Genomic DNA, 24,749 nt, shown 5'->3' on the forward strand with positions numbered 1-24,749 from the left:
CGCCGCCACCGCGCGCCTGCGCGCCCGCCTGGCGGCTCAGGGCGTGCCGAGCGCGCCACTCGGCGCGGCCGAACTCGCCGCGCTGCTGCGGGAGTCCGGCGACCCCGACGGCCGGGGCCGGCCGAGGCCCGGGCTCTGGTCAGGGGAGAGCGCCACCCACTGCCTGGCCACGGCGACCGTTCCCGACCAGTCCGCCTGGACCCGGCTGCTGGCCACGCTCAGCGGCTCCGCCGCCGACCGCGCGCTGGCCTGCGCGACGCTCACCGCCGAGCCCGAGGGCGTCGCGGTCCGGGTCGCGGTCCGGCTGGTGAGCGTCCTGCCGCACGTCGCCACCGCCGAACGGGACCGCCTCACCTCGGCCGGCGTCCTCGACGCGGAACCTCCCGACCCCTACACCGCCCTCCTCGCCACCCTGCCGGTGGCCTGCCCGCCCGGCCCGTTGACCGAGGCCGCCGCCCTGACCTCGGCGCCGGGCGCCGCCCGATGACCCCGAGCCCGTGGCCGCCGGGCCCCCGCCCCGAGACGGGAACCCCGTGGCCGTCGGCCCGACGACCCTCCCGAGGAGCACCGTGACCACCCCGCAGGCCCCGCACGTTCCCCACGTTCCGCGCGTGATCCCCGAGTTGGGGCGGCTCCCGGCCGCCCGCTGGCGGCCGGCCGAGGCGGCCGCCGCCCGCGCCCTGACGTTGACCCCGGTGGGCGCCGGCGTGCACCTGGGCACCGGGACGGCCGGGCAGCCCGTGACCCTGCCGGCGCCCTCGCCCGAGGGCGCCGGCCTCGGCGTGCTCGGCGAGTCGCTCTTCGGGCGGCTCTTCGCCCTGCGACTGCTGGGCGTCGGCGCCCGGGTCACCGCCGCCACCCGCGTGCCCGACAAGTGGCGCGGGCTGACGCTGGCCGCCGGGGACCGGCTGACCGTCGGGGACGGCGTCGGCCGCTGGCCCGAGCGCCCGCCCTCCGCGCCGTCCGCCGGCGACGGGCCGCAGGCCCTCGTGTGCGACCTGCGCCGCCCGCCCTCCGCTTCGTTGGCCGAAGGCCCCTGGCGCACCGTGGTCCATGTCGCCCGCAACCCGCCGCGCCGCTCCGCGTTCTGGGCCGCCGTCCGCACCGTGGTGGTCCTCGACGGCCAGTACGCGGAGGTCGCCGAGCGGCTGCTGGGCGCGGGCGCCGGGGCGTTCGTGGCGGCGCTGCGGGGCGGCGAGATCGCGGTGTTCCGCGACGGCCGGGCCGAGACCGTGCGGCTGGATCTCTCGCCGGGCGAGAACGCGCTGCTCACGCCCGGGCGCCGCCAGCGGGCCGCCACCGCGTAGCGGCGAGCCTCCGGCGACGGGGCGGTGAGCCCGGAGGGCGCGGGACGGGCGCAGAATGGTCCCCATGGATCTTCGTATCTTCACCGAACCGCAGCAGGGCGCCAGCTACCAGACGCTGCTGTCCGTCGCCCAGGCCACCGAGCAGCTCGGCTTCGACGCGTTCTTCCGCTCGGACCACTATCTGCGGATGGGCGACGGCGACCCGCTGCCCGGCCCGACCGACGCCTGGATCACCCTCGCCGGCCTCGCCAGGGAGACCAGCCGCATCCGGCTGGGCACCCTGATGACCGCCGGCACCTTCCGGCTGCCGGGCGTGCTGGCCATCCAGGTGGCCCAGGTCGACGCGATGTCCGGCGGCCGCGTCGAACTGGGCCTGGGCGCCGGCTGGTTCGAGGAGGAGCACACCGCCTACGGCATCCCGTTCCCCAAGGAGAAGTTCCCCCGCCTGGAGGAGCAGCTCGCCATCGTCACCGGGCTGTGGGAGACGCCGGTGGGCGAGACGTTCTCCTTCGACGGCGCCCACTACCAGCTGGCCGACTCGCCGGCGCTGCCCAAGCCCGCGCAGGCGAGGGTGCCGGTGCTGATCGGCGGCATGGGCAAGGCCCGCACGCCCCGGCTGGCTGCCCGCTACGCCGACGAGTTCAACATCCCGTTCGCCTCGGCGGCCGACAGCGCCGAGCAGTTCGGCCGGGTCCGCGACGCCGCCAAGGAGGCCGGCCGCGACCCCGACGAACTCGTCTACTCCAACGCCCTGGTGGCCTGCGTCGGCCGGACCGAGGCGGAGGTCGAGCGCCGGGCCGAGGCCATCGGCCGCGAGGTGTCCGAGCTGCGCGAGAACGGGCTGGCCGGCACGCCGGGCGAGGTGGTCGAGAAGATCGCCGCCTACCGGGAGGCCGGCTGCCAGCGGATCTACTTCCAGATCCTGGACCTGGACGACCTGGACCACCTCGCGGTGATCGCCGAGGACGTCGCCACCCAGCTGGACTGACCGGGCGGTTGACGATGTCCGACCTCGCGGCCGCCCTCACCCCGGGCGCGCCGCCGCTGCTGCTGGACGGTGGGCTGTCGAACCAGCTCGCCGCCCAGGGCGTCGACCTGGCCGGCGAGCCGAACGACGCGCTGTGGACGGCGCGGCTGCTGACCGACGGGCCCGACCACCTCGTTGACGCGCACGCCGCCTATCTGGACGCCGGCGCCCAGGTGTTGCTCACCGCCAGCTACCAGGCGTCCTTCGAGGGCTTCGCCCGGCGCGGCCTGGGCCGGCGGGCGGCCGCCCGGCTCTTCGGCGACAGCGTCCGGCTGGCCCGCGCGGCCGTGGCGCGCGCGGGGCGGCCCGCGCTGGTGGCCGCCTCGGTCGGGCCCTATGGCGCGGTGCGGGGGGACGGCGGCGAGTACCGGGGGAATTACGGCCTGTCCGTGGCCGAGTTGGCGCGTTTCCACGCCCCGAGGGTGGCGGCGCTGTTGGACGCCGGCCCCGACCTGCTGGCCCTGGAGACCGTGCCGGACGCGGTGGAGGCCGAGGCGCTGCTGACGGTGGTGCGCGACGCCGGGATTCCGGTCTGGCTCTCCTACACCGCCGCCGGCGGCCGCACCCGCGCCGGCCAGCCGCTGGCCGAGGCGTTCGCGCTGGCCGCCGACGAGCCCTCGGTGGTGGCGGTCGGCGTCAACTGCTGCCGGCCGGAGGAGGTCGCCGACGCCGTCGCGTTGGCCACCGCGACCACCGGCCGCCCGGCCGTCGCCTACCCCAACGCGGGGGAACGCTGGGAGGCCGCCGCCGGCGCCTGGCGCGGGCCGGTCACGCTGCGGCCGGAGCTGGCGCGGGACTGGCGGGACGCCGGCGCCCAACTCATCGGCGGCTGCTGCCGGGTGGGCCCCGACACCATCGCGGCTCTGGGCGCGGCCCTCGCCGACCGAGCTGAACCGAGCTGACCGAGCCGACTGACCGGCGCGGGCGCGCCGTCGAACAGGGTTCAACGGCCGGCCGGCACCCATGAGTTCTGGCCGACTTCCCCCCGCCTCCTTCCCGCCGGCAAACCCCATCGTTGAGCCTCACCGTCGGTAGTTGTCGCGCTGCTGAGGGTCGCAGCGCTGACCGAATACCGCCACCCGCAGCCGGGGCTCGGCGAGAATCGTCTACCGGCGGTCATGGCCCCCGCAGTGCAGGGCGTGGGGCCGCGACCGAGCCCTCGTCCGCGCGCTGGCTTCGCCTCCCCGCACCGCCACGCGCGCGGACCCGGGCCACCCGGAGGCCCCCGTTCCGCCGGCGATGTCACAATCCCCCGGGCTGCGTCGTCTGTTGTGGCATGAGAATCGCCATTGTGGGAGGAACGGGCACCCTCGGGCGGCTGGTGGTCGAGGAGGCACGGGTGCGCGGGCACCAGGTGCGGGTCCTTTGCCGCCGCTCGCCCGAGTACCCGGTGGACCTGCGCACCGGCCGGGGACTGGCCGACGCGCTCGACGGGGTGGACGTGGTGGTCGACGCCGCCAACGACCCCTCGCGGCGGCCCGGGGCGACCCTCGTCGAGGGCACCCGCCTGCTGTTGGCCGCCGAGGTGGCGTGCCGGGTGCGCCACCATGTCGCGGTGTCGGTCGTCGGCGCGGAACGGCTGCCCGGGGCCTATACGCGCGCCAAGACCGAGCAGGAGAGGACCGTCGCGAACAGTCCCGTGCCCTGGACGGTCGTGCGGGCCACCCAGTTCCACGAGCTGCTGGTCACCGGCTTTCGCGCGCTGGCCAGAACGCGGCTGATGCCGCTGCCCGGCGTTCCGCTCCGGCCGGTCGCCGCGGCCGAGGTCGCCCCGGTCGTCGTGGAGGCGGCCGAGCGGGCCCCGCGCGGGGAACGCCTGGCCGTGGTGGGACCCGAGGTCGCCGACCTCCGCCGGCTGGCCGCCGCCTGGCGCGAGGCCACCGGCAGCCGCGCGCTGCCGTTGACGGTCCCGCTGCCCGGCGCCATGGGCCGGGCCCTGCGCGCCGGCGCGGCGACCGGGGACGAGGCGATGGGGGCGGCAGGCTCAACAGGTTCAACGGGCGGCGGGGCGCCGGTGGTTGGCGTCGCCGCGTTCGCCGAGTGGCTGAGGGGGGTCAGGGTATGAGCGAGTACACCGGATGGGAGGCCGACGGGCCCTGGCCCGAGGAGGACCCGGGGGGCGAGGGGCTCGACGGACTGCCGCTGGACGAACGGCTGGAGGCCATGGCCCGCGCGTTCGAGGCCGAACGGCCCCGGCTGCTGCGCGTGGCCTACACCACCACCGGCTCCCTGGCCGAGTCCGAGGACTGCGTCCAGGAGGCGTGGATCAGGCTGCGCGGAACGCTGGGCCGCACCGAGATCCACGATCTGCGCGGCTGGTTGGTCACCACGGTCGGCCGGCTGGCCCTCGACGCGCTCGGCAGCGCCAAGGCCCGCAGGGAGAGCTATGTCGGCACCTGGCTGCCGGAGCCGGTCGTCGAGGACGACCCGGCCGAACAGGTCACCCTCGACGAGTCGGTGAGCCTCGCCCTGCTGGTGGTGCTGGAACAGCTCAGCCCGGCCGAACGCACCGCCTTCGTGCTGCACGACGTCTTCGGCGTGAGCTTCGCCGAGGTGGCCGAGATCGTCGGCCGAACGCCGGCCGCCGTCCGGCAACTGGCCTCCCGGGCCAGACGCCATGTCGCGGACGGCCGACCCAGGTTCCCGCCGACGCCGGCCCAACAGCGCGCGCTGGTCGCCGCGTTCGCCGACGCCTGCCAGCGGGGCGACCTGGCCGGCCTGGTCGAACTCCTCGACCCCGACGTCGCCTGGCGCGGCGACGGCGGCGGCCGGGTCACCACCACGGCCAGAACCCAGTACGGCGCGATGCGGGTCGCCAAGGGCATCCTGCTGGCCCTCTCCGGCGCGAGCGGCCTCACGATGCGGCTCGCCACGGTCAACGGCGTGCCCGGGCTGGTCGTGTACGAGCACGAGGGCGACGTCTCGGTGGTCTCCTTCGACATGGACGAGGGCCGGATCACGAGCATCGACGTGGTCCGCAACCCCGAGAAGCTGAACTCGGTGGTCCGCCTCGAACGGGACGGCTCCCGACTCTTCCCTGACCGGGAGTAGTCGCGGCGGGCACGGCCCCCGGGCCGGCGTCGCCGGCCCGGGGCGGGACGGTCCGCCGACTCGGGCTGCCTGGCCCTGCGGCCGCAGCCTCCGGTCCCGGCGTCCTCGACCACGAACGCCCGCCCCCAACACTCATTCCATCGCCCCGGCCGGAGCCCGCGCCTCCCCGTTACCACCAGAGCCCGCCAGCCCGTCACGCCCGTCCCTGGTCGGCCTCTGGGGTCTCCGCCGGGCCCGCCGGCCCACCACGGGCGCCCGTACTCCACGGCCCTCTCGGTCCCTCGTGCCCCGATCGCCAACTCCCGTCCCGGGCACCGGCGCACGTCCGTCCCCGACCTCCTCGCCCCGTCCCCGCACCCGGCCTCCCACCCCGTGCCCGGCCTCGGCCCTCGGCCCGCCTGCGGGCCGGGGCCCCGGCGCCGGCCGGCCAGGTCGTGTCCGTAGAGTCTCGCCGGGCCCGCGACGCCATACGCGGCACCTCGCCGCGTTACCGAATCGCGCGAGTACGGCCAGGTATGAGCTGCGATCCGGCGCCTTGCGACGCACCGCGTCGGACGCCGCGGTCTGATCCGGCGAGACTTTACGGACACGACCTCACAGGGCAATACACCTAGGCCACCTCATGGAGGAAGGACACCAGCAGTCGGGCCACCTCCGCCGGTCGTTCCAGGCTGGGCAGATGCCCGGCCCAGGGCAGCTCCTCGTGGCGGGACCTGGGCAACAGGCGGGCCAGTTCGACGGCCGTGGCCCGGAAGTCGGGCAGGTCGTGGCGCCCGGAGACGGCGAGGGCGCGGGCCTTGATCCCGGTCAGCCGGTGGTCGGCCGGCGGGCGCGGGAACTCCTCCGCCGCCAACCGCACGTCCAGCGCGTGGCGTTGCATCAGCCGCACCATCGCGCGGGTGTTGCCGTCGGCCTCGGGGCCCAGCCACGTCGCCACGTTCAGCTCGACCGCCTCCGCCACCGCGTCGGCGGCGATCAGTTCGGCCGCCCTGCTCTCGAACTCAGCGAGCGCCTCCGTCCTGTCGGTCAGCGGGGGAGCGGCGTTGAGCAGCGCCAGCGCGGTGACGCGTTCCGGCCAGCGGGCCGCGATCTCCAGCGCCACCCCGCCGCCGAAGCAGGCCCCGACCACGGCCGTCTCGTCGATGCCGAGGGCGTCCAGCAGATCCCGCACGTCCTCGGCGTCCCGGTAGGGCCGGTCGGCAGCCGGGCTGTCACCATGACCACGGAAGTCGCAGCGCACCACGCGGAAGCCCGCGTCGACCAGTATCCGCCACTGCGGGTCCCACATCCGCCGGTCGCAGACCGTCGAGTGGAGCAGCAGCAACGCGGGGCCGTCGCCGGCCACATCATGGGCGAGGTGTGAAGTCGAGGTCACGGGTAGCCATCGTTCCATGGACCTCGCTGGTGCGCCCGAGGTCTCCGGAAACGTCACGGTCATCCGGGTGCTCGTTGAGGCACCCACCTGCCGTGCGCGCCGGCGCGCACGGCGCACGCGGCGGAACCCGACGCGCGCGCCGCCCGTCGCCGCGCGAACCGGCGCACGGTGGTGTGGAATAGGGAGCCGGGAACGGGAGTTGGCACCCCAGGGCGCGGGGCCCACGCGTGGGTGCCCCCGTCACACCCGCACATCCCGCACATTCGACCATCGTGTGAAGGACGGCCGAGATGGCAGTGACGCTCTCCGACGAGCTGAAGCGGTACCTGGACGAGACCAAGGTGTTCGCGACCGTGGCGACCCTCCTTCCGGACGGTTCGCCCCACCTCACCGTGGTCTGGATCAAGCGCGACGGCGAGGACCTGCTCTACTCCACCACCGCCAGCCGCCAGCAGGCCAGGAACATCGACCGCGACCCGCGCGTGACCGTGATGGTCAACCCGGCCGACAACCCCTACACCTACGCCGCGATCCGGGGCACCGCCACCCTGGCCCCCGACGAGAGCCGCGAGTTGATCGACGGGCTGTCCCGGAAGTACACGGGCCAGTCCTACGCCGACTTCAACCCGGCCGCTGACCAGGAGGAACAGCGGCTGGTCGTTCGGATCACCCCGACCAGGGTCACCGGCCGCCTCTGACCTCGTCCGGCTCGGTCAGGCTCCACAGCGCGGCGACCAGCGGGCGGCGCAGGTCCGCTCGGCGGACGCACAGGCCGATCGGGAACAGCGGCGGCGCGGGTTCGGCCGGCACCACGGTCAGCCGTTCCCGGCTGGTGCTGGTCTCGGTGGACATCTCGGTGGACGGCTCGCCGGACCGACCGGCCCGCCCCTGCCGCCCCGCCGGGCCCCTGTCGCCCCGCCCGCCTCGTCTGTCGAAGGATGTAGTCGGGGGTGCGGCAAAGGATGTAGGCGGGCGGAGTGGGGATCATTCCCCAGGGCGATGACGGTGTGTCACGACTGCTCTACGGTGGGCATGGCCGGTGGGGGTTCCGCCGGGACAGGAGCGGGAGGGGATTCCCAGTGACACGCGTGGCGAGGCACACGGTGGAGGGGGTGGTGACGGCGCTGGCCGGTGTGCTGCTCTGGGTCTTCACCGACGGGGTGGAGACGCCGGTGGTGACGCTGAGCAAGGTGGGGATGGTGTTGACGGCGGTGGGCGCCGCCCAGCTGGCCGTGACCCTGATCCTGGAGCTGGGGCGTCGTCGGGCATGAGTACACGTCATCGCCCATGCCGTTCAGCGCAGTTCGCCCTCCAGCACGCTCATCAGGTACATGTCGTGCCAGCGGCCGTCGCCACGGAAGCACTCGCGATGGCGGCCGTCCCGCTGGAAGCCCACCTTCTCGTAGGCGTGGACGGCCCGCTCGTTGTCCACGACCACCCAGAGCGCGATCGAGTGCAGCCGCAGCCGGTCGAAGCCCCAGCGGCAGAGGGCGCGCACCGCGTCGGAGCCGTAGCCCTGGCCCCAGCAGTCCTTCTCGCCGAGGTAGATGTCGAGTTCGGCCCGCCCGTCGATGGGGCTGGCGTCGCGGAGCGCGGTGACGCCGATCAGCCGGGCGTCCGACCGGCGTTCGATCATCAGCAGGCTCGACTCGAAGCTGTTGCGCGGCCGTTCGGCGAAGCGGCGCTCGGCGCTGGCGAGGGACTGCGGCGGCTCGTGATTGAGCCAGCGCACCACCTCGGGGTCCCGGTTCCAGCGCCAGAGGCTCTCGACGTCGGGTGCCTCCATGGGGCGCAGCCGGACCAGTTCGCCGGTGAGCGGGGGGAGTTGGCGGCCGTAGGTGGGCACGTCGTTGTCCATGGCCAGCGATCCAACCAGCCGGCCGCGACCGCCGGCCACCGCATTTCGGCGGCCCTCCGGCGGATTCGGGCATGGTGCCGACGCCGGCCGGCGGGGGAGCGGCGCGGCCGCCCGTCAGCGGGGACGGGAGTTGAGCCGGGCGGCCTGGCGCGTGGGATGGGTGCGTTCGGCGAGGTTGGGCGCTCGGCTCGCCGCCTCGGCGTAGAGCCGCGCGGCCGTGTCCAGGTCGCCGGCGCGCTCGTGGAGATGAGCGGCCACCGCCGCGTAGCGGGGGACGGGGTGCCCCTTGTTCGCGGAGTCGCCCAGCTCCGCGAGGGCCACCAGGCCGGCGTGCGGCCCGTCGGCCTCGCCGACGGCCACCGCGCGGTTGAGCCGCGCCACCGGGCTGTCCGTCAGGCGGACCAACTCGTCGTACCACTCGACGATCTGGGGCCAGTCGGTCTCCTCGGCGGTCCGCGCGTCGGCGTGGAGCGCCGCCACGGCGGCCTGGGCCTGGTACTCGCCCAGCCGGTCGCGGGCGAGGGCCGCCTGGAGGACCGTGATGCCCTCGGCGATCATCCCGGTGTCCCACCGCTTCCGGTCCTGCTCGGCGAGCGGCACGAGTTCGCCGTTCGGCGTGGTGCGGGAGGCGCGCCGGGCGTGGTGCAGCAGCATCAGCGCGAGCAGCCCCGCCACCTCGGGGTGGTCGATCCCGGCGGCGAGTCGCCGGGTGAGCCGGATGGCCTCGGCGGCGAGGTCCACGTCGCCGGAGTAGCCCTCGTTGAAGACGAGGTAGAGCACGCGCAGCACGGTGGCGACGTCCCCGGGGCGGTCGAGCCGCACGCCGGAGACGGTGCGCTTGGCGCGGCTGATCCTCCCCCAGCCTTCGGCCGGGGGCGCCCCCCACGCCATGGTCGCCTCGGGCACCAGGTAGGCCCGGGCGATCTGGCGGGTGGTGAGCCCGCCGACGGCGCGCAGGGTGAGCGCGACGGCGGACGAGGGCGTCAACGTCGGGTGGGCGCACAGGAAGTACAGCTGGAGCGAGTCGTCCACGCCGGGGGTCGGCCCGGGCTGTGGCTCCTCCTCGACGCGGTCCTCACACCGGCGGCGGGCCGCCTCCGCCCGGACCGTGTCCAGGTGGCGGCGCCAGGCCACGGTGACCAGCCAGCCCCTGGGATCGCGCGGCGGGTCGGCCGGCCAGACGCGGATCGCCTCCACCAGCGCGTCCTGCACGGCGTCCTCGGCCGCCGCGAAGTCGACTCCGCGACGGACGAGGACACCCAGCACACCCGGTATGAGGCTTCGGAGCAGGGCCTCGTTCACCGGTGCGCCTCACTCCGTGACGGTGGACATCTCGGTGAGGAAGGGGCGCACCTCAAGCCACTCGTGGATCGGCTCCCCGCCCGCCCCGGGGGCGGCCGACAGCTCGCCCGCGAGTTCGAAGGCGCGCTCCTCGCTGTCCACGTCGATCACCATCCAGCCGGCGATGAGGTCCTTCGTCTCGGCGAACGGGCCGTCGACGACCGGCGGGCGGCCCTCCCCGTCGTACCGGACGAACCGGCCCTCAGGCGCGAGCGCCTGGCTGTCGACGAACTCGCCCGTCTTCTCCAGCCGGGCCGCGAAGTCGTTCATGTACTGGATGTGCGCCGAGACCTCCTGCGGCGTCCACTGGTCCATGGGCACGTCGTTGACGGCGGCGGGAGCGCCCCGGTAGTGCTTCAGCAGCAGGTACTTGGCCATCGTGTTCTCCTCGGTGGTGGTGTGACCCATCCTGGTCACGCTCACCCCTGGGACGGAGCCGGTCGTGGGTTCTCGACATCGTCGGCCCACTTTTTTCGACCCGCTTGGACGAGCCGGGGAGGTACCGGACGGTTTGGGCCCTGGGCGGGCGGCTCAGGACAGGGTGGCGACCAGCAGCGCCTTGATGGTGTGCAGGCGGTTCTCCGCCTGGTCGAAGACGACGGAGGCATCCGACTCGAAGACCTCGTCGGTGACCTCCAGCGACTCCAGGCCGTACCGCGCGTGCAGCGTCCGGCCCAGCTCGGTGCCCAGGTCGTGGAACGCCGGCAGGCAGTGCAGGAAGCGCGTGTCGGGGTTGCCGGTGCCCTCCATCACCTCGCGGGTGACGGCGTAGGGCCGCAGCAGCGCGATCCGTTCCTCCCAGGTCTCCACCGGTTCGCCCAGCGAGACCCACACGTCGGTGGCCACGAAGTCCACCCCGGCCGTCCCCTCGGGCACGGACTCGGTCAGGGTGATCCGCGCGCCCGTCTCGCCGGCCAGCCGGCGGGCCTCGGCCACCACGGCCTCCTCCGGCCACAGTTGCCGGGGCGCCACGATCCGCACGTCCATGCCGAGCAGGGCGCCGGTGACGAGATAGGAGTTGCCCATGTTGTTGCGGGCGTCGCCGAGGTAGGCGAAGGACTGCTCGGTCAGCGGCTTGGGGCAGTGCTCGGTCATGGTGAGCACGTCGGCCAGCATCTGGGTGGGGTGCCACTCGTCGGTCAGCCCGTTGTAGACCGGCACGCCCGCGTGTTCGGCCAGTTCGTCCACCGTCCGCTGGGCGTGCCCCCGGTACTCGATGGCGTCGAACATCCGGCCGAGCACCCGCGCCGAGTCCCTGGTCGACTCCTTGTAGCCGAGGTGCGAGCCGGCCGGGTCCAGGTAGGTGGTGTGCGCTCCCTGGTCGGCGGCGGCCACCTCGAAGGCACAGCGGGTCCGGGTGGAACTCTTCTCGAAGAGCAGCGCGATGCGCTTGCCCGTCAGCAGCGGGCGTTCGGTGCCGGCTCGCCGCTCGGCCTTCAACCTGCCGGCCAGCGCGACCAGTTCACGGAACTCGGCCGGGCTGAGATCCAGCTCCCTGCGCAGGTGGCGGCCGGTGAGTGCGGTCCCCATGGGCGGGCTCCGATCTGCTTGCTCTGCTCACTCCGCGCGCACCCCTCGCCGGCGCGCGGCTCGACGGGGCACGACACCCCCGAGACGATTGCAATCATATACAGATCTGCTCATGTCTATGCAATGGTGGTTCGCGCCCCGTCGCCCCGCCCCGCCTCGGGGCGCTAGCTCACGGGGTCGCGCTCTATCGGGCAGCTCATGCAGCGCGGCCCGCCTCGCCCGCGCCCCAGCTCACTGCCCGGGATCTCCAGCACCTCGACCCCGTTCCGCCGCAGCTCGGTGTTGGAGGTGACCGTCCGCTCGTAGGCCACGACCACCCCCGGCTCGACGGCCAGCACGTTACAGCCGTCGTCCCACTGCTCGCGCTCCGCCGCGTGCAGGTCCTGGGTGGCGGTCAGCACCCGGATCTTGCCCAGGCCCAACGCCTCGGCGATCGCCCGGTGCATGTGCTCCGGCGGGTTGTCGGCCACCGACAGCTCCCGCCCACCCGTGCCCGGCGTGATCGTGTAGGAGCGCAGCATCCCCAGCCCCGCGTACTGGGTGAACGTCTCCGCGTCCACCATGGTCAGCACCGTGTCCAGGTGCATGAACGCCCGCCGCTTCGGCATGTCCAACGCCACGATGGTGTGCGCGGAGCCGGCCGCGAACAGCCGCCGCGCCAGGAGCTCCACCGCCTGCGGGGTGGTCCGCTCGCTCATCCCGACCAGCACCGCGCCCCGCCCGATCACCAGCACGTCGCCGCCCTCGATGGTCGAGGGGTGCGCACCGTGCGGCTCCGACCAGTGGTGGAACGGCACCTCGGCCGAGGTGAACAGCGGATGGTGCCGGTAGATCGCCTCGAAGTGCACCGCCTCCCGCTGCCTGGCCGGCCAGCGCATCGCGTTGACCGCCACCCCGTCGTAGACCCAGGCCGAGGTGTCCCGGGTGAACAGGTGGTTGGGCAGTGGCTGGAGCAGGAACTCGTCCAGGTCCATGACATGCAGCCGCACCGAGTCCGGGGCCGGATAGCGCTCCAGGTACTCGCGCTTGGTCATCCCGCCGACCAGCGCCTCGGCCAGTTCGGCGCCGGACAGACCGTCGAAGACGGCGCGCAGCGCGTCGGTGGCCAGCGGCCCGTACTCGCGCTCGTCGAAGACCCGCTCCAACACCAGCGAGCGGGCGCCCGGGATCTCCAGGCTCTCCGCCAGCAGCTCACCGAAGAGGCGGACCTCGACGCCCCGCTCCCTCAGCAACGAGGCGAAGATGTCGTGTTCCTGCTGGGCGCGCCTGACCCAGAGCACATCGTCGAAGAGCAACTCGTCCTTGTTGGTGGGGGTCAGGCGCTTCAGTTCGAGACCGGGGCGATGGAGGATCACCCGACGCAGCCGGCCGGTCTCGGAGTCAACATGAAAGGGCATGGCCCCATTCTGCGCCCCGGCCCCCGACGCCGCCCGTTACCAGGGCAGATCGCGGATCTGCTGAACGCACAGGATCACGAAGAGCACCCCGGACGCCGCGAGCGCCGCGTTGCTCAGCCTGCCGTTCCGCCAGCTCAACGGCGTCTGACCGGAGTTGAGCAGATAGAGAAGCGTCAGCGCAAGGAACGGCATGAAGAACGAACCGAGCACGCCATAGGCGATCACCAGCCCGATCGGCTGGTCCAGAAAGAGCAGCGCCATCGGCGGGAACGTCAGCCACAACAGATAGGCGCGGAACGGCAGCGACCCCTCCCGTTCCCCCGCCACGGCCGCACGCCCGGCGAGCGCCGGCCGGGTGCGCACCAGGAAGTCGGCGAAGAGCAGGCTCACCCCGTGCCAGACCCCGATCACCGAACTGAACGAGGCGGCAAAGAAGCCGATCAGAAAGAAGTCCGCCGTGGTCGAGCCGAAGCGGGACTCCAGCACCTCGCCCAGATCCAGCAGTCCCCGGTCCCCGCTGGCCACGGCGATCTCCGCCGAGTGCAGCAGCTCGGCCCCGACCACCAGCATCGCCACCACGAAGATGGCGGTGGTGGCGTAGGCCACCCGGTTGTCCAGCCGCATCATCGGCATCCAGCGCGGCGTCGTCCACCCCTTGGCCGTCACCCAGTACCCGTAGGCGGCCAACGTGATCGTGCCCCCGACACCGCCGATCAGCCCCAGCGTGTAGACGACCGAACCGTCCGGCAACGTCGGCCACAGCCCCGCGCCCAGCGCGGCCACGTCCGGACCGACGCGGATCGCCAACGAAACGACCACCACGAACATCAACCCGGCGAAGACCATCATGATCTTCTCGACGACCGCATACCGGTTGAACCAGACGCACAACAGCCCCGCGACCCCGCTCAGCATCCCCCACACCCGCAGCGAGGGCCCTTCGGGGAAGAGGGACACCAACGGCAGACCGCTGGCCGACATCGCGGTGGCGCCGTAGACGAAGCCCCAGACCACGATGTAGATCCCGAAGTACCAGGTGGTCCAGCGGCCCAGCGTGCGCCAGCCGTCGAAGATGGTGCGCCCGGTCGCCAGATGCCAGCGGCCGGTGGCCTCCGCCAGCGCCACCTTGATCAGACAGCCGACGACCGCCGCCCACAGCAGCGTGTACCCGTAGCGGCTGCCGGCCACCGTGGTGGCGACGAGGTCACCCGCCCCGACCCCGGTCGCCGCGACCACGAGACCTGGGCCGACCAACCGCCAGCGCCGGGTGGGAGGTTGAGGACTCTCGCGTGTCGTCGCCACGCCGGGAGGATGCCCACCGAGACGCACGTTCAGGCCACCGGGGCCGGGACTCGCCCCGGGGTCGCTCCACCACGCGCCCCCGCGCGCTCGTTGTGTCCGCCGGGTGGGCCTTCGTCGCGTTCCGACCGTTCGCCCGCCGCGCCGGGGGCGTGCCGCCCCGGGCCGCGCGGGCGTTCGCCGGGGTGGCGTCGAGCTGAGGAGCCAGTTCCCGGCGCGGCGCGGGGTGCCCGTCGGCCGTGCGAGGTCGCCCCGGCCCCCCGGGAGCCCGGGGCGCCGCCAGGGCGTCAACATTCCGTTGCCGGGCGCGGGGTTACCACCCCTGACCTGGCCTTTGTTGGTCAGTCCTGCCCCTGCGCCGTAGGGTCGAGCGAAGCATCAAAGGGGACGAGGTGGACGAGGTGGACGAGGTGGACGAGATGGACGGGACGGGCCGCACCACGCGCTCGGTTGACGATCTGCTGAGGCTGCTGGACGGGCTGTTCGCCCCCGGGGCCGCCGACCGGTGGACGGATGGCGCCGCCGACTGGTGGGACGCGTTCTACTCCGACCGTTCGCGCCGGGTTCCGTTCTTTGTCGACAAGCCCGACGAGAGCCTGGTGGCGCTGTGCGAGGGGGGCCTGGTCGCCCCCGGCGCCCGGGCGCTGGACCTCGGTTGCGGCCCGGGCCGCAACGCGCTCTACCTGGGCACGCGGGGTCTGGCCGTCGATGCCGTCGATCTCTCGCCCGCCGCCGTCGCCTGGGCCAGGGAGCGGGCGGACGAGCGTGGGGTGCACGGGACGCGGTTCCACCAGGGGGACGCGTTCGCGCTCGTCGGGTCCGAGCTGACCGGCCCCTACGACCTGATACACGACTCGGGCTGCTTCCATCACCTGCCGCCGCACCGCAGGATCAGCTATCTGTCCCTGGTGGATCGCCTGTTGGCGCCCGGCGGGCTGCTCTCCCTCAGCTGCTTCGCCGCCGGCGGCATGGGTTCGGAGCTGCCGGACGCGGCGTTCTACCGGGACGCCTCGCTGCACGGCGGTCTCGCCTACACCGCCGAGAGCCTGCGGTGGATCTTCGCCGAGCTGACCGAGGTCCGGCTGCGCCGGATGCGGGACGAACCCGAGGACTCGCCCCACTTCGGCGAGTCGTTCCTCTGGGCCGCGCTCTTCCGCCGCCCGGCACGGGCGAGCGCCGCCACCGGCTGAAGCTCCGCGCCCCTCCGCGCGCGGCCCGCGCCGTCAGCGTTCCTCGTCCCACCAACGGTCGTCCCGTTCCCTGCGGTTGGCCACGATGGTGGCGACCGGCGGGATCACGGCGGCCAGGGCGCACATCGCGATGGCCACCGGTACCGACCACAGCCTGACCACGGCCCCGCCGCCCACGAAGAGCAGCAGGCAGACGGCCATCAGCACCAGGTAGCGACGGCGTCGCGCGTTTCGCGTGGCCACCACCCCAGGCTAGGACGGCCCCAGGCGGTCCGCGCGCTCAGGCGGTCCGCGCGCTCAGGCGCTCACCGGCTCAGGCGCTCACCGGCTCACGCGCTCAACGGGCGGGGGTGCGGGGCGCGCCGGTCGAAGTTGGCGCGGGCCGCGCGCAACTGGTCGGCGCGGCTGGCGCTCCACTCCGCGACGCGCAGCACCAGCTGGGCTATCTCCTCCCCGAGCGCCGTCAGCCGGTACTCGACCCTCGGCGGCACCGTGGGGTAGACCGTTCTGGTCAACAACCCCTCGCGCTCCAGCGCCCGCAGGGTCTGCGTGAGCATCTTCTGGGTGACGCCTTCCAGGCGGCGGCGCAGTTCGTTGAAGCGCATCGCCCGGCCGTCCGCCAGGGCGACCAGCGCCAGCATCGTCCACTTGCCCGCGATCAGTTCCAGCACGGCGCGTGGGGCCCGGTCGCGGGGAAGCACCTCGGCGCCGCGCCCGCACGCCCCGCCCGCGCCGCGATACCCGCCGGCCGGGCCGCGATCCTGTTGGTTTTCGGGGGTGTCGTTGTCCTCATGATCGAAGTGCGTCTCCACGAGGTCCCTGGATACCAGAGAACGTGGCGCATTCCCATGGTTGGGCCCGCTCGACCCCGTTCGTCGGGTCCGTCGGGCGGGCCGTCCGTTCGGCCTTTGGCCCGTCAGGTCAGCGCGGCCAGCACCAGATAGGGCAGGCTGCCGGCCAGCAGGCCGGCGAAGACCACGGTGGCGACGCGGGCGATCCTGCCCTCGCGCTCCCGGGTGGCGATGCCGGTGCCGACCAGGCCCAGCGCGCCGATCAGCAGTTCGTGGAGGAAGAAGACGGGCGACAGGGCCATGGCGAGGGCGACCGTGGCCGCGAACAGGAGGCGGGTGCGTCGTGTGGTCTTCCGGTCCAGCCGATTGTCCAGCCTGTTGTCCAGCGCCTGGTCCATGACGGAACTCCTCACCGCTGCCGGGGATTAACCGGTCCTGCTGATCACTGTCCCCAGGTTGGCCGCCGCCCATGCCCGGTCCGGGCATTCGGGGAACGAGGAGCCGGTCCGGCGCGTCCCACGGAACAGCGGAGACAACGGAAGCCACGGGAGCGGCGGGAGCGGCGGGAGCGGCGGGAGCGGGGAACGGTCCGGACCGTCGGAACGCTAGCCGCACCCGCCCCTCCGGCGCGGGCCGCGCGCCGCGCGCCCGCCGTTCGCCGTCCCATCGGCCCCGTCCGTCCCGTCGGCCCCGTCCGTCCCGTCGGCCTCTTCGGCCCCTGCCGTTTCCCCGCGACCCGTCCCACCAGCCCCGCCACACGTCCGACCAATGGTGGCGTGGTCGCCCTCTGGCGCGACGCGGTGCGCGGGGCGCACTATGGGCCCGTTCGACGCTCCGCCTGCTCTGCCATGACCCCCACCGCACCACGGCACCAGGACGACGACGTCCCCCCGCACGGCGTGCTGTCCGGAGCCGTTGGGGCCTCCGGTTCCGCCGGGGCCCGCGCCCCATCGCTCCGCGAGACAGGAGAACCGTTCCGCGAGCGAGCAACCGTTCCACCTTCACCCCAACCCCAACCTCAACCGTGCCGGCACCCCGGGCTCCCTCGGGTCCCCGCGCGTAGACCAGTCCGAGAACAACCCCAGAGATGTCATGTACGGGTCAATGGCCAAGGGGGAACGGCCAAGGCGGGGCCCTCAGCGTCCTTCCAACGAAGGGAAGTTCATCGTGGCCTGCTCATCCACCTCCCTCTGGGCAGGGGAGACCACCTGGTTCTGCTGCGGCGCGGCCTGGGGCCCCTGCGGCAGCGCCGGCGGTGGCGCCTGCGGCAACTGCCGGTCCGCCGCCAACCACGGCGCCTGGCCCAACGCCTCCCAGGCGTGCTGGGACATCACCCGCCCCGACCAGTGCGGCGAGGGCGGCATCCCGCGCCGGGGCTGCGGCTCGGTCATGAACGTGCGGCACCAGTGCTCCGGCGCCACCGTCTGCATCACCATCACCGACTGCGGCCCCAGGACCAGGAGCTTCTGCGGCGAGCAGTCCTGCTGCGGCGGCTCCTGCCGGGTCAACCGCATCCTCGACCTCACCCCCGCCGCCTACTCCGCGATCGGCAGCCTCGACTCCGGCGTGCTGCCCGTCCTGATCACCGAGTGAACGAGGCGAGAGGAGACCACACGTGAAGAACGACACCCCACGCCTCGGCCGCCGAGGCTTCCTGACCAGCGCCGCGCTCGGCGGCGCCACCATCGTGGGCGCCTCCGCGCTCGGCGCCCTCGACGCCGACGCCGCGTTCGCCGCCCCCGGCCCCTCGCTCGACCCGGCGATCAGCCAGTCCGCCTTCGCCGAGGGCCGGATCGGCGCCATCCAGGGCTCGTTGCTCCATGTCGCCGGCTCGCACGGCGAGCGGCACCGCATCCAGCTGACCAACGCGACCAGCGTCTGGAAGGCCAGGCCCACCACCGCCGATGACATCGAGGTCGGCGACGGGCTCTACGCGCGCGGCGTGCCGATGCCCGACGGGACCATGGCCGCCGACGCGGTCTGGGTGAACATCGTCAACCTCTACACCACCATCCGGGGCATCGAGCGGCAGCGGCTCCATCTCGCCCATAACAACCACGCGTTGGTCGGGAACACCATCCCGGAGACCTCGGCCTCCTACGCCGGCGGGGCGCTGACCTCCGACCTCTCCCGGCTGCGGATCGGCCAGCCGGCGCAGGTGCTGGGCGCGTGGCGGCCGGCCGACGACTCCATCGACCTGGTGCGCGTCACCGTCGGGCACTGAGGAACGGAAGGACGGTCGGTTGATGAGCCTGCTCGCCTCGTTGCTGCCGCCGCTGGTCGGCGTGCTCCTGCTGGTCAGCGGCGCGCTCAAGGTGGTGCGACGCTCGCTGCGCGCCCAGGCCGCGCGCAGCGCGCTGCCCCGGCTGCTGAAGGACCCGAACCGCGCGGTGTGGGTGCTGCGCGGCACCGGCGTCGCCGAACTGGCCGTCGGCATCGGGTTGTTGACGGCGGTTCCGGCGGCCGCCGTGGGCGGCGCGCTGCTGGGCGCCGCGTTCCTCGCCTATCTGGTGGCCGGCCGGGCCGTGGCGCCCGAGTCCTCGTGCGGCTGCACGGCCTCGGACAGCGCGCCGATCGGCTGGCACGCGTTCGCCCGGGCCGGCGCGGTGGCGGCGGGCGCCGGCGTCGGGGCGCTGGCCGGCGACCCGTGGTGGACGGCGTTCGCCGAACGGCCGGGCGTCTCGTCGGCGATGCTGCTGGCCGGCGGCGCGGGCCTGGCCTGGCTGGCGGCGGCGCCCGAGCACCAGTGGCGGGTGCCGCTGCGCCGGCTCCGCATCCGCCTGTTCGGCCACCCGCTGGCCACCGGCGCCGCCGGCACCCCGGTGGCCGCCTCGGTCGAACTGCTGGAACGCTCCCTGGCCTGGGAGACGGTGGCGCCGATCATCCGCTCCGGGCTGCTGGAGCACTGGGAGGAGGACGGCTGGCGCATCCTGCACTACGCCGGGGCGCGGCGGGTCGGCGACGCCGAACGCCCGGTCTCGGTCCTCTTCGCCCTGGACGCCAGGGCCACCAGGGACGGGCTGACCGAACGGGTCATCAGGGTCGGCGTGGTCGACCGGGAGACCGAGGAGGTGCTCACCCCCGAGCTGGTCGCGGCCCCCGGCGCGTGACCGGAGCGGGCCCCGGACCCGCCCGGGGCCCGCGCCCTCAGACGACGTCCTGGCCGACGGACAGCATGTTCCCCTCGCTGTCCCTGAACCAGGCGCCGCGCTCGCCCCGCGCGTTCCTGCTCGGGTAGTGGCCCCGCACCTCCACGATCTCCTCGCCGATCCGCTCCCCCTCGTAGGAGTCCGGCAGCTCGACGTGCTCGAACTCCACGCCGCGCCGCTTCAGTTCGGCGACCGTGGCGGCGATGTCGGGGACGCTCCACGACATCTGGGTGAAGGTGCCGGGGGAGGTGCCGGCCGAGAGGAAGACCGAGAACTCGACGCCGCCGCACCGGTAGAGCAGCCCGCCGGGGCGCTCGTCGGCCGGTTCGAGCCCGAGCAGCTCGGCGTAGAACCGGCGGGCCCGGTCCAAGTCCTGGGCGGGCAGTCGGGTCGAGGGGCTGCCCTGGGCGAGCGGGCTCGCCGTGTCACTCGTGTGCATGGCGCCCAGTCTGGCCCGCGCCACTGACAGTCCGGCGCGACGACGCGCCCCCGATCGGCGGACCGGCCCGCGCCCGGCGGCCGCACGTCGCGTCGGGGCGGCCGCCCGTCCGGCCCGCCTCCACCGCTAGCCTTTCAGGCAACACCGTTGTGGGGTGGGACAGTTGAGGGGAACGGGCGGCGGCGAACGTCGCTCGGGGGCCGGCGCCGGCGCCGGCGCCGGGTGGGCCGCGCGTCCGAAGACCGTGCCCAGCACGGGCAACGGGCGGGAGGGGGACAGGAATGGACGAACCGCGCCGTCGAACGGTCGACTTCGAGCGTTTCCGGGATCTCGCCGGCGGGCCCCTCTACCGGGGCAACCCCTTCGCCGTCAGCGGGCTGCCGACCGACGCGACAAGCCGCGCCGTGCGCCAGCAGCGCCAACGCCTCGAAGCGCGGCTCGCGGTGCAGCGGACCTGGCCGGGGGACGCCGACTCCCCGCTGGCCGGAGGCTTCGACGGCGGGGAGGTGCGAGCGGCGTTCGAACGGCTCCAGGACGCCCGCCTGCGGCTCGTCGACGAGGTGCTGTAGCGCTGGGGCGACGCCGGTCGGGGCTGCGGCTGCCCCGCCGCGCTCCACCACGCGCACGACCGCGCCGTGCTCGCCCACGCCCGGGCGCTGGAGTCGGTCACCGGCCGCGCTCCGCTCCCCGCCGACCAGACGCGGACGCTCTGGAACGAGGCGGCCGACGGCTGGGCCGCGACCCTGGAGCACCCCGCGTTCCGCGCCCATGTCCGCCACCGGGCCGAGGCGTTGGCGCGGGACCGCAGGGTCGCCGCCCTCACCCCGGACGACGTGCTCGGCGCGCTGCCCCGGCTGCTGGTCTCCCCGCTCGCCGAGTTGCCCACCCTTCCCGGCGCCGCCGACGAACTCGTCGACGGATACGCCGACTTCGGCCGCCACCGGATCTTCGCGCCCCTCGTCACCGAGGAGTTCGAGCGGATCGTCGACGAGGGGAGCCAGCGGATCGACGAGGCGGTGCGCGCCGCCGACGACGCCCGCGGCGACGGCCGCCTGGACGAGGCCGTGCACACGGTCAGGAACGAGCTGCACCCCCTTCACGACGCGCTGCGCCCCTGCCTGGCCCAGCTCCCCGACTGGCGCCGCGAACGCGTCTCAGGGCCCGCCTCCCGCGCCACGCACAATCTGGTCGTGGCCCTGCTCAACCGCTACCGGCGCTGGCTGCCCGGCCTCGGAAAGACGGCCCGACTCGTCGAGTTGGCCGAGTGGGCGGCGCGGGAGGCCACCGACGACGACTGGGACACCGTCGCCGAGCACGTGCTCCTCGTCCGCGAACTCCACGCCAGGAACCGGAGGCGCTGGATTCTGATCGTCCACCCCTACCGCAGCCTGATGGCCCTGATCGTGCTGTCCGGACTGGTCGCCGGCGTGGCCTTCGCCGCCACCGCCGGCCCGCTGGAGGTCGTGCTCACCGCCTTCGGCACGGTCACGCTGCTCGGCCTGACCACCCTCGTCCGCGACACATCCAGGGAAGGCACCGGCCCATGAGACCCCGCCGCCACGGCCGTTCACCCGGCGAAGCCGCCGACCCGACACGCGGGGAGGACGCCGCCTCGACCCCCGGCACCGAGGCGCTGCTGCGCGCCGCCGTCGCCCTCTGGCGCGCCCAACGCACGCTCGACGCGAACGACGGCACGCCCACCGCCGCCGACCTGAGACAGGTCCGCCGCCAGCTCAACATCGGCCGCCAGGCCCTCGCCGACGACGGCCTGGAGATCCAGGAACACGACGGCCAGCCCTTCGACTCGGGCCTCTCCCTGGAGGTCCTCGCCTTCCAGGAGGAGCCGGACCTGACCCGCGAGGTCGTGCTGGAGACCGTGCGGCCCTCCGTCTACCTGGGAGGCCGACGCGTCCAGATGGGCCAGGTCATCGTCGGCAGGCCCGCCCCCCGACCCGACGACGACCCCGGCACGCGACCGGAAGACCCCGACAGCTGACCCGAGCAGGAGAGACACACGTGCGCGAGACCATCGACTTCGGGATCGACCTCGGAACGACCAACAGCGCCATCGCCGTTGCCGAGGACGACGGGGTGCGGATCATCAAGAACAACGAGGGCTGGGACTACACCCCCTCCGCCGTCTGGTGCCCCAGGCCCGGCGTCGTCCACGTCGGCCGGCGGGCCAGGGAGCGCACCGAGAGCGAAGCGCGGGACGCCTACGCCGAGTTCAAGCAGGAGATGGGCGTCGCCGGCGCCCAGCGCCACTTCCGACGCGCCGGCATCACGATGACCCCCAAGGAGCTGTCCGCCGAGGTGCTCAGGTCGCTGCGCCAGGACGTGGCCCAGGAGTACGGGTACCAGCCCGAGGCGGCCGTGATCACCGTGCCCGCCTCCTTCACCCTCAACCAGAGCAACGCCACCGGCGAGGCCGCCGTCCTCGCCGGCCTCGGCCCGGACTGCCCCCTCGTGCAGGAGCCCACCGCCGCCGCCATCGCCTACGGCGCCCGGGAGGCCACGGACGCCGACCACTGGATGGTCTTCGACCTGGGCGGCGGCACCTTCGACGCGGCCGTGATGGCCCAGCACGACGGCGAACTCCAACTGCTCCAGCACGCCGGCGACCCCTACCTCGGCGGCAAGCTCATCGACTGGGCCCTCGTCGACGACCTGCTGGCCCCCGCCGTCCAACGCGACCTCGGCCTCGCCGAGTTCACCCGCAGGAACCCGCGCTGGCGGCGGAACTTCGCCAAGCTCAAACTGGAGGCGGAGAACGCCAAAATCGCCCTCTCCCGCACCACCGAGGTCGACATCTTCGTCGATCTCGACGACGGCGAGGGCAACCCCGAGCCGTTCGAGTTCACCCTCACCCGGGGCGCGCTCGACGACCTGGCGCTCCCGTACTACGTGCGCGCCATCCGGCTCTGCCGCGACGCCCTGGCCGAGAGCGGGCTGCGCCCCGACCACATCGACCGGATGCTGCTGGTCGGCGGCGCCACGCTCAGCCCAGGACTGCGCGAACTGCTCGCCGACCCCGCCCAGGGGCTCGGCATCGCCCTGGACCACAGCCAGGACCCCAGCACGGTGGTGGCGCGCGGCGCTGCCGTCTTCGCCCGCGGCGTCCGGCTGCGGCGCGCCCCGCGCCAGGCGGCCACCGGTGAGTTCGCCGTCGAACTCACCCACCCGTCGCTGACCGTGGACACCACCGGCATCCCCGTCGTCGGCCAGGTCACCAGCGGCGGCACCGTCGACTGGACGGGCTACGCGGTCACCCTCGCCAACCCCGAGGGCCGGCCGCCGTTCCGTGGCCCCCGCACCGAACTCAACCGGGAGGGCGCCTTCTACACCGAGGTCAGCGTCGACGCCCGCGCCACCTCGCGCTTCGTCGTCGAGCTGACCGACCGCGCCGGCACCCGTCAGCGGCTGACCGGCGACACCTTCTCCATCAGCCATGTGCCCGTCGTCCCCGGCGACGCCATCCTCACCGGCACGCTCGGCATCGGCCGGGCCGACGGCTCCTTCGACCCGGTGCTGCGCAAGGGCACCCCGCTGCCCGCCATGGTCACCAGGACCTACCGCACCACCATCCCGCTGTACCGCGCCCAACCCGACGCGGTCATCCGAATCCCCCTCCTGGAGGGCGAACGCCGCCGCGCCGACCGCAACACCCGCGTCGGGCTCCTGGAGATCCGCCCCCGCGACGTGCGGATCGACCTGCCGGCGCAGAGCGAGGTCGAGGTGACCTTCGAGATCCAGGCCGGCAGTCGCGAGGTCCTGGTCACCGCCGACATCCCCGTGGTGAGGCAGCAGTTCGAGGCCACCGTCAACCGCTCGGAACTGCGCGCGCCCGGCCACGAGGAACTCGCCGACCGCCTCCGCGACCTGGAGAGCCGCCTCACCACCCTGCGCGACCAGGCGGAGTTCGCGTACGTCGAACGCGCCCGACGCGCCCTCGACGACATCGCCGCACAACGCGCGCTCCCGCAGCTACGCAAGGAGGTCGACGCCGCGGCCGTGGACACCGGCGCGGCCCTCACCTGCGACCGCCGCCTCCGCGACCTGGAGGCCCAACTCGACGACATCGAGGAGTTCATCGAGGTCCCCGAACTCCAACGCGAGCTGTGGGAGCGGCTCAACGCCTGCCAGGACCTGGTCGAGCACCACGGCGACCAGCCCGTCGACCAGGTCGACCTCCAGAGCCTCCGCGACCGCGTCAGCGCCCTCGGCGACGACGCCCGCCCCGCCGACCTGCGGCGACTCATCAAGCGGGCCAAGGAGCTATGGCAGGAACTGCTCCGCCGCAGCGACCGTTGGGACATCCTGGTCTTCAACGGCCTGGTGTCGCTGCGCGACCAGATGTCCCCCCGACGCGAGGCCGACATCGCGATCACCGAGGGCAACGAGGCCATCGCCCTGAACCGCCTGGACGCGCTCCCCGGCATCAACCAACGCCTGTACGGCCTCCTCCCACCCGGTGCGGCGGAACCCATCGACCGCAGAACGGGCGGCGTCTCCTGACGCGCGCGGCGCGCACCCCTGCGGGGCCAGGCCGGGCGCGCGCCGCGCGCCCGGGCCGCCGGCGGGCGGGCCCCACGGCCACGGCCCGACTGCGGCCGAGCTGGGACCACCCCCGCTCGCGCGGGGAATACATCTCGGCGCCGAGGTCGGGGTGCGACTTGGGCGGACCACCCCCGCTCGCGCGGGGAATACCCTTTGTGACCTGCGGCGTCAGAATCGCTTTGCCATCGCTTGACCTCCCCACACCGAACCGAAGTTCACAACGTGCCGCACCATCCCACCCCGCGTTCCACCGCACCCGTCCCTGATCGTCGTTCAGGCTAACCGCCGGCACTGACAACAGCGTTGGCGTCGTCCGTGGGCCCGCCCGGAGGGCAGAGGCACCCCGTGAACTCCGTCGCGAAGCGCGTCGCCCCCAGGGCGGCGCGCGCCTCCGCCGCCACGCGGTCCGCGTCCCCGCGTTCGGCCGCCGGCAGCGGC

27 protein-coding genes and 1 pseudogene are annotated in these 24,749 nt (G+C 73.9%); 16 read left to right on the forward strand and 12 right to left on the reverse strand.

Going from position 1 to position 24,749, the window contains the following annotated elements:
* The 6 genes and pseudogenes from EBN88_RS30575 to sigJ form a co-directional block, all read left to right on the forward strand.
* Positions 1-487, forward strand: a pseudogene (locus EBN88_RS30575) (type VII secretion protein EccE); the annotation flags it as partial.
* Between the two features lie 82 nt (positions 488-569).
* Entirely contained in the window at positions 570-1,307 is a 738-nt protein-coding gene (locus EBN88_RS15870; protein ID WP_147472738.1) for a hypothetical protein, read from the forward strand.
* Positions 1,308-1,371: 64 nt separating this feature from the next.
* Positions 1,372-2,295 (forward strand): LLM class F420-dependent oxidoreductase, encoded by a 924-nt coding sequence (locus EBN88_RS15875; RefSeq protein WP_122184536.1) that lies wholly within the window; start codon positions 1,372-1,374, stop codon positions 2,293-2,295.
* Positions 2,296-2,309: 14 nt separating this feature from the next.
* On the forward strand, positions 2,310-3,236 hold the full coding sequence (mmuM, locus tag EBN88_RS15880) for a homocysteine S-methyltransferase (RefSeq protein ID WP_122184537.1): 927 nt from the start codon (positions 2,310-2,312) through the stop codon (positions 3,234-3,236).
* Positions 3,237-3,610: 374 nt separating this feature from the next.
* Complete coding sequence (locus EBN88_RS15885; protein WP_122184538.1) at positions 3,611-4,399, forward strand: SDR family oxidoreductase; 789 nt, start codon at positions 3,611-3,613, stop codon at positions 4,397-4,399.
* A 98-nt stretch (positions 4,400-4,497) separates the two neighbouring features.
* Positions 4,498-5,385 carry an RNA polymerase sigma factor SigJ gene (gene sigJ / locus EBN88_RS15890; RefSeq protein WP_233580713.1) on the forward strand — a complete coding sequence of 296 codons (888 nt, stop codon included), beginning with the start codon at positions 4,498-4,500 and terminating at the stop codon, positions 5,383-5,385.
* Between the two features lie 610 nt (positions 5,386-5,995).
* Here the strand turns inward: sigJ and EBN88_RS15895 are convergent.
* Entirely contained in the window at positions 5,996-6,760 is a 765-nt protein-coding gene (locus EBN88_RS15895; RefSeq protein ID WP_233580708.1) for an alpha/beta fold hydrolase, read from the reverse strand.
* Positions 6,761-7,050: 290 nt separating this feature from the next.
* Here EBN88_RS15895 and EBN88_RS15900 point away from each other — a divergent pair, with 290 nt between their 5' ends.
* The gene (locus EBN88_RS15900; protein ID WP_122184541.1) at positions 7,051-7,458 is read left to right on the forward strand and encodes a PPOX class F420-dependent oxidoreductase; all 408 of its coding nucleotides are present in this window, start codon (positions 7,051-7,053) and stop codon (positions 7,456-7,458) included.
* Here EBN88_RS15900 and EBN88_RS15905 read toward each other — a convergent pair.
* Entirely contained in the window at positions 7,442-7,612 is a 171-nt protein-coding gene (locus EBN88_RS15905; RefSeq protein ID WP_407703416.1) for a type 2 periplasmic-binding domain-containing protein, read from the reverse strand. The two genes, EBN88_RS15900 and EBN88_RS15905, sit on opposite strands and share 17 nt — an antisense overlap.
* Positions 7,613-7,848: 236 nt before the next feature.
* On the opposite strand from EBN88_RS15905, the gene EBN88_RS15910 reads away from it, so the two are divergent.
* Positions 7,849-8,031, forward strand: a complete 183-nt coding sequence (locus EBN88_RS15910) for a DUF5708 family protein (RefSeq protein ID WP_325052760.1) — start codon at positions 7,849-7,851, stop codon at positions 8,029-8,031.
* 23 nt (positions 8,032-8,054) lie between these two features.
* Here EBN88_RS15910 and EBN88_RS15915 read toward each other — a convergent pair whose 3' ends face one another.
* From EBN88_RS15915 to EBN88_RS15940, 6 genes are all read right to left on the reverse strand, one after another.
* Positions 8,055-8,618 carry a GNAT family N-acetyltransferase gene (locus tag EBN88_RS15915; protein WP_233580709.1) on the reverse strand — a complete coding sequence of 188 codons (564 nt, stop codon included), beginning with the start codon at positions 8,616-8,618 and terminating at the stop codon, positions 8,055-8,057.
* A gap of 114 nt (positions 8,619-8,732) precedes the next feature.
* Entirely contained in the window at positions 8,733-9,920 is a 1,188-nt protein-coding gene (locus EBN88_RS15920) for an RNA polymerase sigma factor (RefSeq protein ID WP_122184543.1), read from the reverse strand.
* A 9-nt stretch (positions 9,921-9,929) separates the two neighbouring features.
* Positions 9,930-10,337, reverse strand: coding sequence for a YciI family protein (locus EBN88_RS15925; RefSeq protein WP_122184554.1), 408 nt, complete (start codon positions 10,335-10,337; stop codon positions 9,930-9,932).
* Positions 10,338-10,490: 153 nt separating this feature from the next.
* Positions 10,491-11,489, reverse strand: coding sequence for an ornithine carbamoyltransferase (argF, locus tag EBN88_RS15930; protein WP_122184544.1), 999 nt, complete (start codon positions 11,487-11,489; stop codon positions 10,491-10,493).
* Positions 11,490-11,653: 164 nt separating this feature from the next.
* Complete coding sequence (locus EBN88_RS15935) at positions 11,654-12,886, reverse strand: arginine deiminase (RefSeq protein WP_122184545.1); 1,233 nt, start codon at positions 12,884-12,886, stop codon at positions 11,654-11,656.
* A 36-nt stretch (positions 12,887-12,922) separates the two neighbouring features.
* Positions 12,923-14,188, reverse strand: a complete 1,266-nt coding sequence (locus tag EBN88_RS15940; RefSeq protein WP_233580710.1) for an Nramp family divalent metal transporter — start codon at positions 14,186-14,188, stop codon at positions 12,923-12,925.
* 416 nt (positions 14,189-14,604) lie between these two features.
* Here EBN88_RS15940 and EBN88_RS15945 point away from each other — a divergent pair, with 416 nt between their 5' ends.
* Positions 14,605-15,375, forward strand: a complete 771-nt coding sequence (locus EBN88_RS15945) for a class I SAM-dependent methyltransferase (protein ID WP_122184555.1) — start codon at positions 14,605-14,607, stop codon at positions 15,373-15,375.
* A 33-nt stretch (positions 15,376-15,408) separates the two neighbouring features.
* Here EBN88_RS15945 and EBN88_RS15950 read toward each other — a convergent pair whose 3' ends face one another.
* The 3 genes from EBN88_RS15950 to EBN88_RS31905 all read right to left on the reverse strand — a co-directional run bounded on the left by EBN88_RS15950 (position 15,409) and on the right by EBN88_RS31905 (position 16,564).
* A complete protein-coding gene (locus EBN88_RS15950) occupies positions 15,409-15,618 on the reverse strand; it encodes a DUF3099 domain-containing protein (RefSeq protein WP_122184556.1) in 210 nt (69 codons plus the stop codon).
* An 86-nt stretch (positions 15,619-15,704) separates the two neighbouring features.
* Positions 15,705-16,187 (reverse strand): winged helix-turn-helix transcriptional regulator, encoded by a 483-nt coding sequence (locus EBN88_RS31900; protein ID WP_325052761.1) that lies wholly within the window; start codon positions 16,185-16,187, stop codon positions 15,705-15,707.
* 104 nt (positions 16,188-16,291) lie between these two features.
* Positions 16,292-16,564, reverse strand: a complete 273-nt coding sequence (locus tag EBN88_RS31905) for a hypothetical protein (RefSeq protein ID WP_139666874.1) — start codon at positions 16,562-16,564, stop codon at positions 16,292-16,294.
* A gap of 769 nt (positions 16,565-17,333) precedes the next feature.
* On the opposite strand from EBN88_RS31905, the gene EBN88_RS15960 reads away from it, so the two are divergent.
* Genes EBN88_RS15960 through EBN88_RS15970 form a run of 3 tightly spaced genes read left to right on the forward strand, consistent with a single transcriptional unit; the run spans position 17,334 to position 19,276 of the window.
* Positions 17,334-17,759 carry an RlpA-like double-psi beta-barrel domain-containing protein gene (locus EBN88_RS15960; RefSeq protein ID WP_122184548.1) on the forward strand — a complete coding sequence of 142 codons (426 nt, stop codon included), beginning with the start codon at positions 17,334-17,336 and terminating at the stop codon, positions 17,757-17,759.
* A gap of 22 nt (positions 17,760-17,781) precedes the next feature.
* Positions 17,782-18,390, forward strand: coding sequence for a cell wall protein (locus EBN88_RS15965; protein WP_122184549.1), 609 nt, complete (start codon positions 17,782-17,784; stop codon positions 18,388-18,390).
* Positions 18,391-18,412: 22 nt separating this feature from the next.
* Positions 18,413-19,276, forward strand: coding sequence for a MauE/DoxX family redox-associated membrane protein (locus EBN88_RS15970; protein ID WP_233580711.1), 864 nt, complete (start codon positions 18,413-18,415; stop codon positions 19,274-19,276).
* Between the two features lie 37 nt (positions 19,277-19,313).
* Here EBN88_RS15970 and EBN88_RS15975 read toward each other — a convergent pair whose 3' ends face one another.
* The gene (locus EBN88_RS15975; RefSeq protein WP_122184558.1) at positions 19,314-19,754 is read right to left on the reverse strand and encodes a VOC family protein; all 441 of its coding nucleotides are present in this window, start codon (positions 19,752-19,754) and stop codon (positions 19,314-19,316) included.
* A gap of 281 nt (positions 19,755-20,035) precedes the next feature.
* On the opposite strand from EBN88_RS15975, the gene EBN88_RS15980 reads away from it, so the two are divergent.
* The 4 genes from EBN88_RS15980 to EBN88_RS15995 all read left to right on the forward strand — a co-directional run bounded on the left by EBN88_RS15980 (position 20,036) and on the right by EBN88_RS15995 (position 24,269).
* Positions 20,036-20,323 (forward strand): hypothetical protein, encoded by a 288-nt coding sequence (locus EBN88_RS15980; RefSeq protein ID WP_122184550.1) that lies wholly within the window; start codon positions 20,036-20,038, stop codon positions 20,321-20,323.
* Between the two features lie 66 nt (positions 20,324-20,389).
* Positions 20,390-21,301: a hypothetical protein gene (locus tag EBN88_RS15985; protein ID WP_122184551.1), complete on the forward strand. Its 912-nt coding sequence runs from the start codon at positions 20,390-20,392 to the stop codon at positions 21,299-21,301.
* The gene (locus tag EBN88_RS15990; RefSeq protein ID WP_233580712.1) at positions 21,298-21,750 is read left to right on the forward strand and encodes a hypothetical protein; all 453 of its coding nucleotides are present in this window, start codon (positions 21,298-21,300) and stop codon (positions 21,748-21,750) included. Before EBN88_RS15985 ends, EBN88_RS15990 begins: the two co-directional genes overlap by 4 nt.
* A 20-nt stretch (positions 21,751-21,770) precedes the next feature.
* Positions 21,771-24,269, forward strand: a complete 2,499-nt coding sequence (locus EBN88_RS15995; protein WP_122184552.1) for an Hsp70 family protein — start codon at positions 21,771-21,773, stop codon at positions 24,267-24,269.
* The last annotated feature ends 480 nt before the right edge of the window (positions 24,270-24,749 follow it).

This window comes from Streptomyces triticirhizae, from assembly GCF_003696235.1.
GTDB classification, from domain to species: domain Bacteria; phylum Actinomycetota; class Actinomycetes; order Streptomycetales; family Streptomycetaceae; genus Streptomyces; species Streptomyces triticirhizae.

What these genes read in the sequence shown, in the direction of transcription:
- EBN88_RS15875 (WP_122184536.1), top strand. Translation starts at nt 1,372, where the DNA reads ATGGATCTTCGTATCTTCACCGAACCGCAGCAGGGCGCCAGCTACCAG.
- mmuM (WP_122184537.1), top strand. Translation starts at nt 2,310, where the DNA reads ATGTCCGACCTCGCGGCCGCCCTCACCCCGGGCGCGCCGCCGCTGCTG.
- EBN88_RS15885 (WP_122184538.1), top strand. Translation starts at nt 3,611, where the DNA reads ATGAGAATCGCCATTGTGGGAGGAACGGGCACCCTCGGGCGGCTGGTG.
- sigJ (WP_233580713.1), top strand. Translation starts at nt 4,498, where the DNA reads ATGGCCCGCGCGTTCGAGGCCGAACGGCCCCGGCTGCTGCGCGTGGCC.
- EBN88_RS15900 (WP_122184541.1), top strand. Translation starts at nt 7,051, where the DNA reads ATGGCAGTGACGCTCTCCGACGAGCTGAAGCGGTACCTGGACGAGACC.
- EBN88_RS15905 (WP_407703416.1), bottom strand. Translation starts at nt 7,612, where the DNA reads ATGTCCACCGAGACCAGCACCAGCCGGGAACGGCTGACCGTGGTGCCG.
- EBN88_RS15915 (WP_233580709.1), bottom strand. Translation starts at nt 8,618, where the DNA reads ATGGACAACGACGTGCCCACCTACGGCCGCCAACTCCCCCCGCTCACC.
- EBN88_RS15925 (WP_122184554.1), bottom strand. Translation starts at nt 10,337, where the DNA reads ATGGCCAAGTACCTGCTGCTGAAGCACTACCGGGGCGCTCCCGCCGCC.
- argF (WP_122184544.1), bottom strand. Translation starts at nt 11,489, where the DNA reads ATGGGGACCGCACTCACCGGCCGCCACCTGCGCAGGGAGCTGGATCTC.
- EBN88_RS15935 (WP_122184545.1), bottom strand. Translation starts at nt 12,886, where the DNA reads ATGCCCTTTCATGTTGACTCCGAGACCGGCCGGCTGCGTCGGGTGATC.
- EBN88_RS15945 (WP_122184555.1), top strand. Translation starts at nt 14,605, where the DNA reads ATGGACGGGACGGGCCGCACCACGCGCTCGGTTGACGATCTGCTGAGG.
- EBN88_RS31905 (WP_139666874.1), bottom strand. Translation starts at nt 16,564, where the DNA reads ATGGACCAGGCGCTGGACAACAGGCTGGACAATCGGCTGGACCGGAAG.
- EBN88_RS15970 (WP_233580711.1), top strand. Translation starts at nt 18,413, where the DNA reads ATGAGCCTGCTCGCCTCGTTGCTGCCGCCGCTGGTCGGCGTGCTCCTG.
- EBN88_RS15975 (WP_122184558.1), bottom strand. Translation starts at nt 19,754, where the DNA reads ATGCACACGAGTGACACGGCGAGCCCGCTCGCCCAGGGCAGCCCCTCG.
- EBN88_RS15980 (WP_122184550.1), top strand. Translation starts at nt 20,036, where the DNA reads ATGGACGAACCGCGCCGTCGAACGGTCGACTTCGAGCGTTTCCGGGAT.
- EBN88_RS15990 (WP_233580712.1), top strand. Translation starts at nt 21,298, where the DNA reads ATGAGACCCCGCCGCCACGGCCGTTCACCCGGCGAAGCCGCCGACCCG.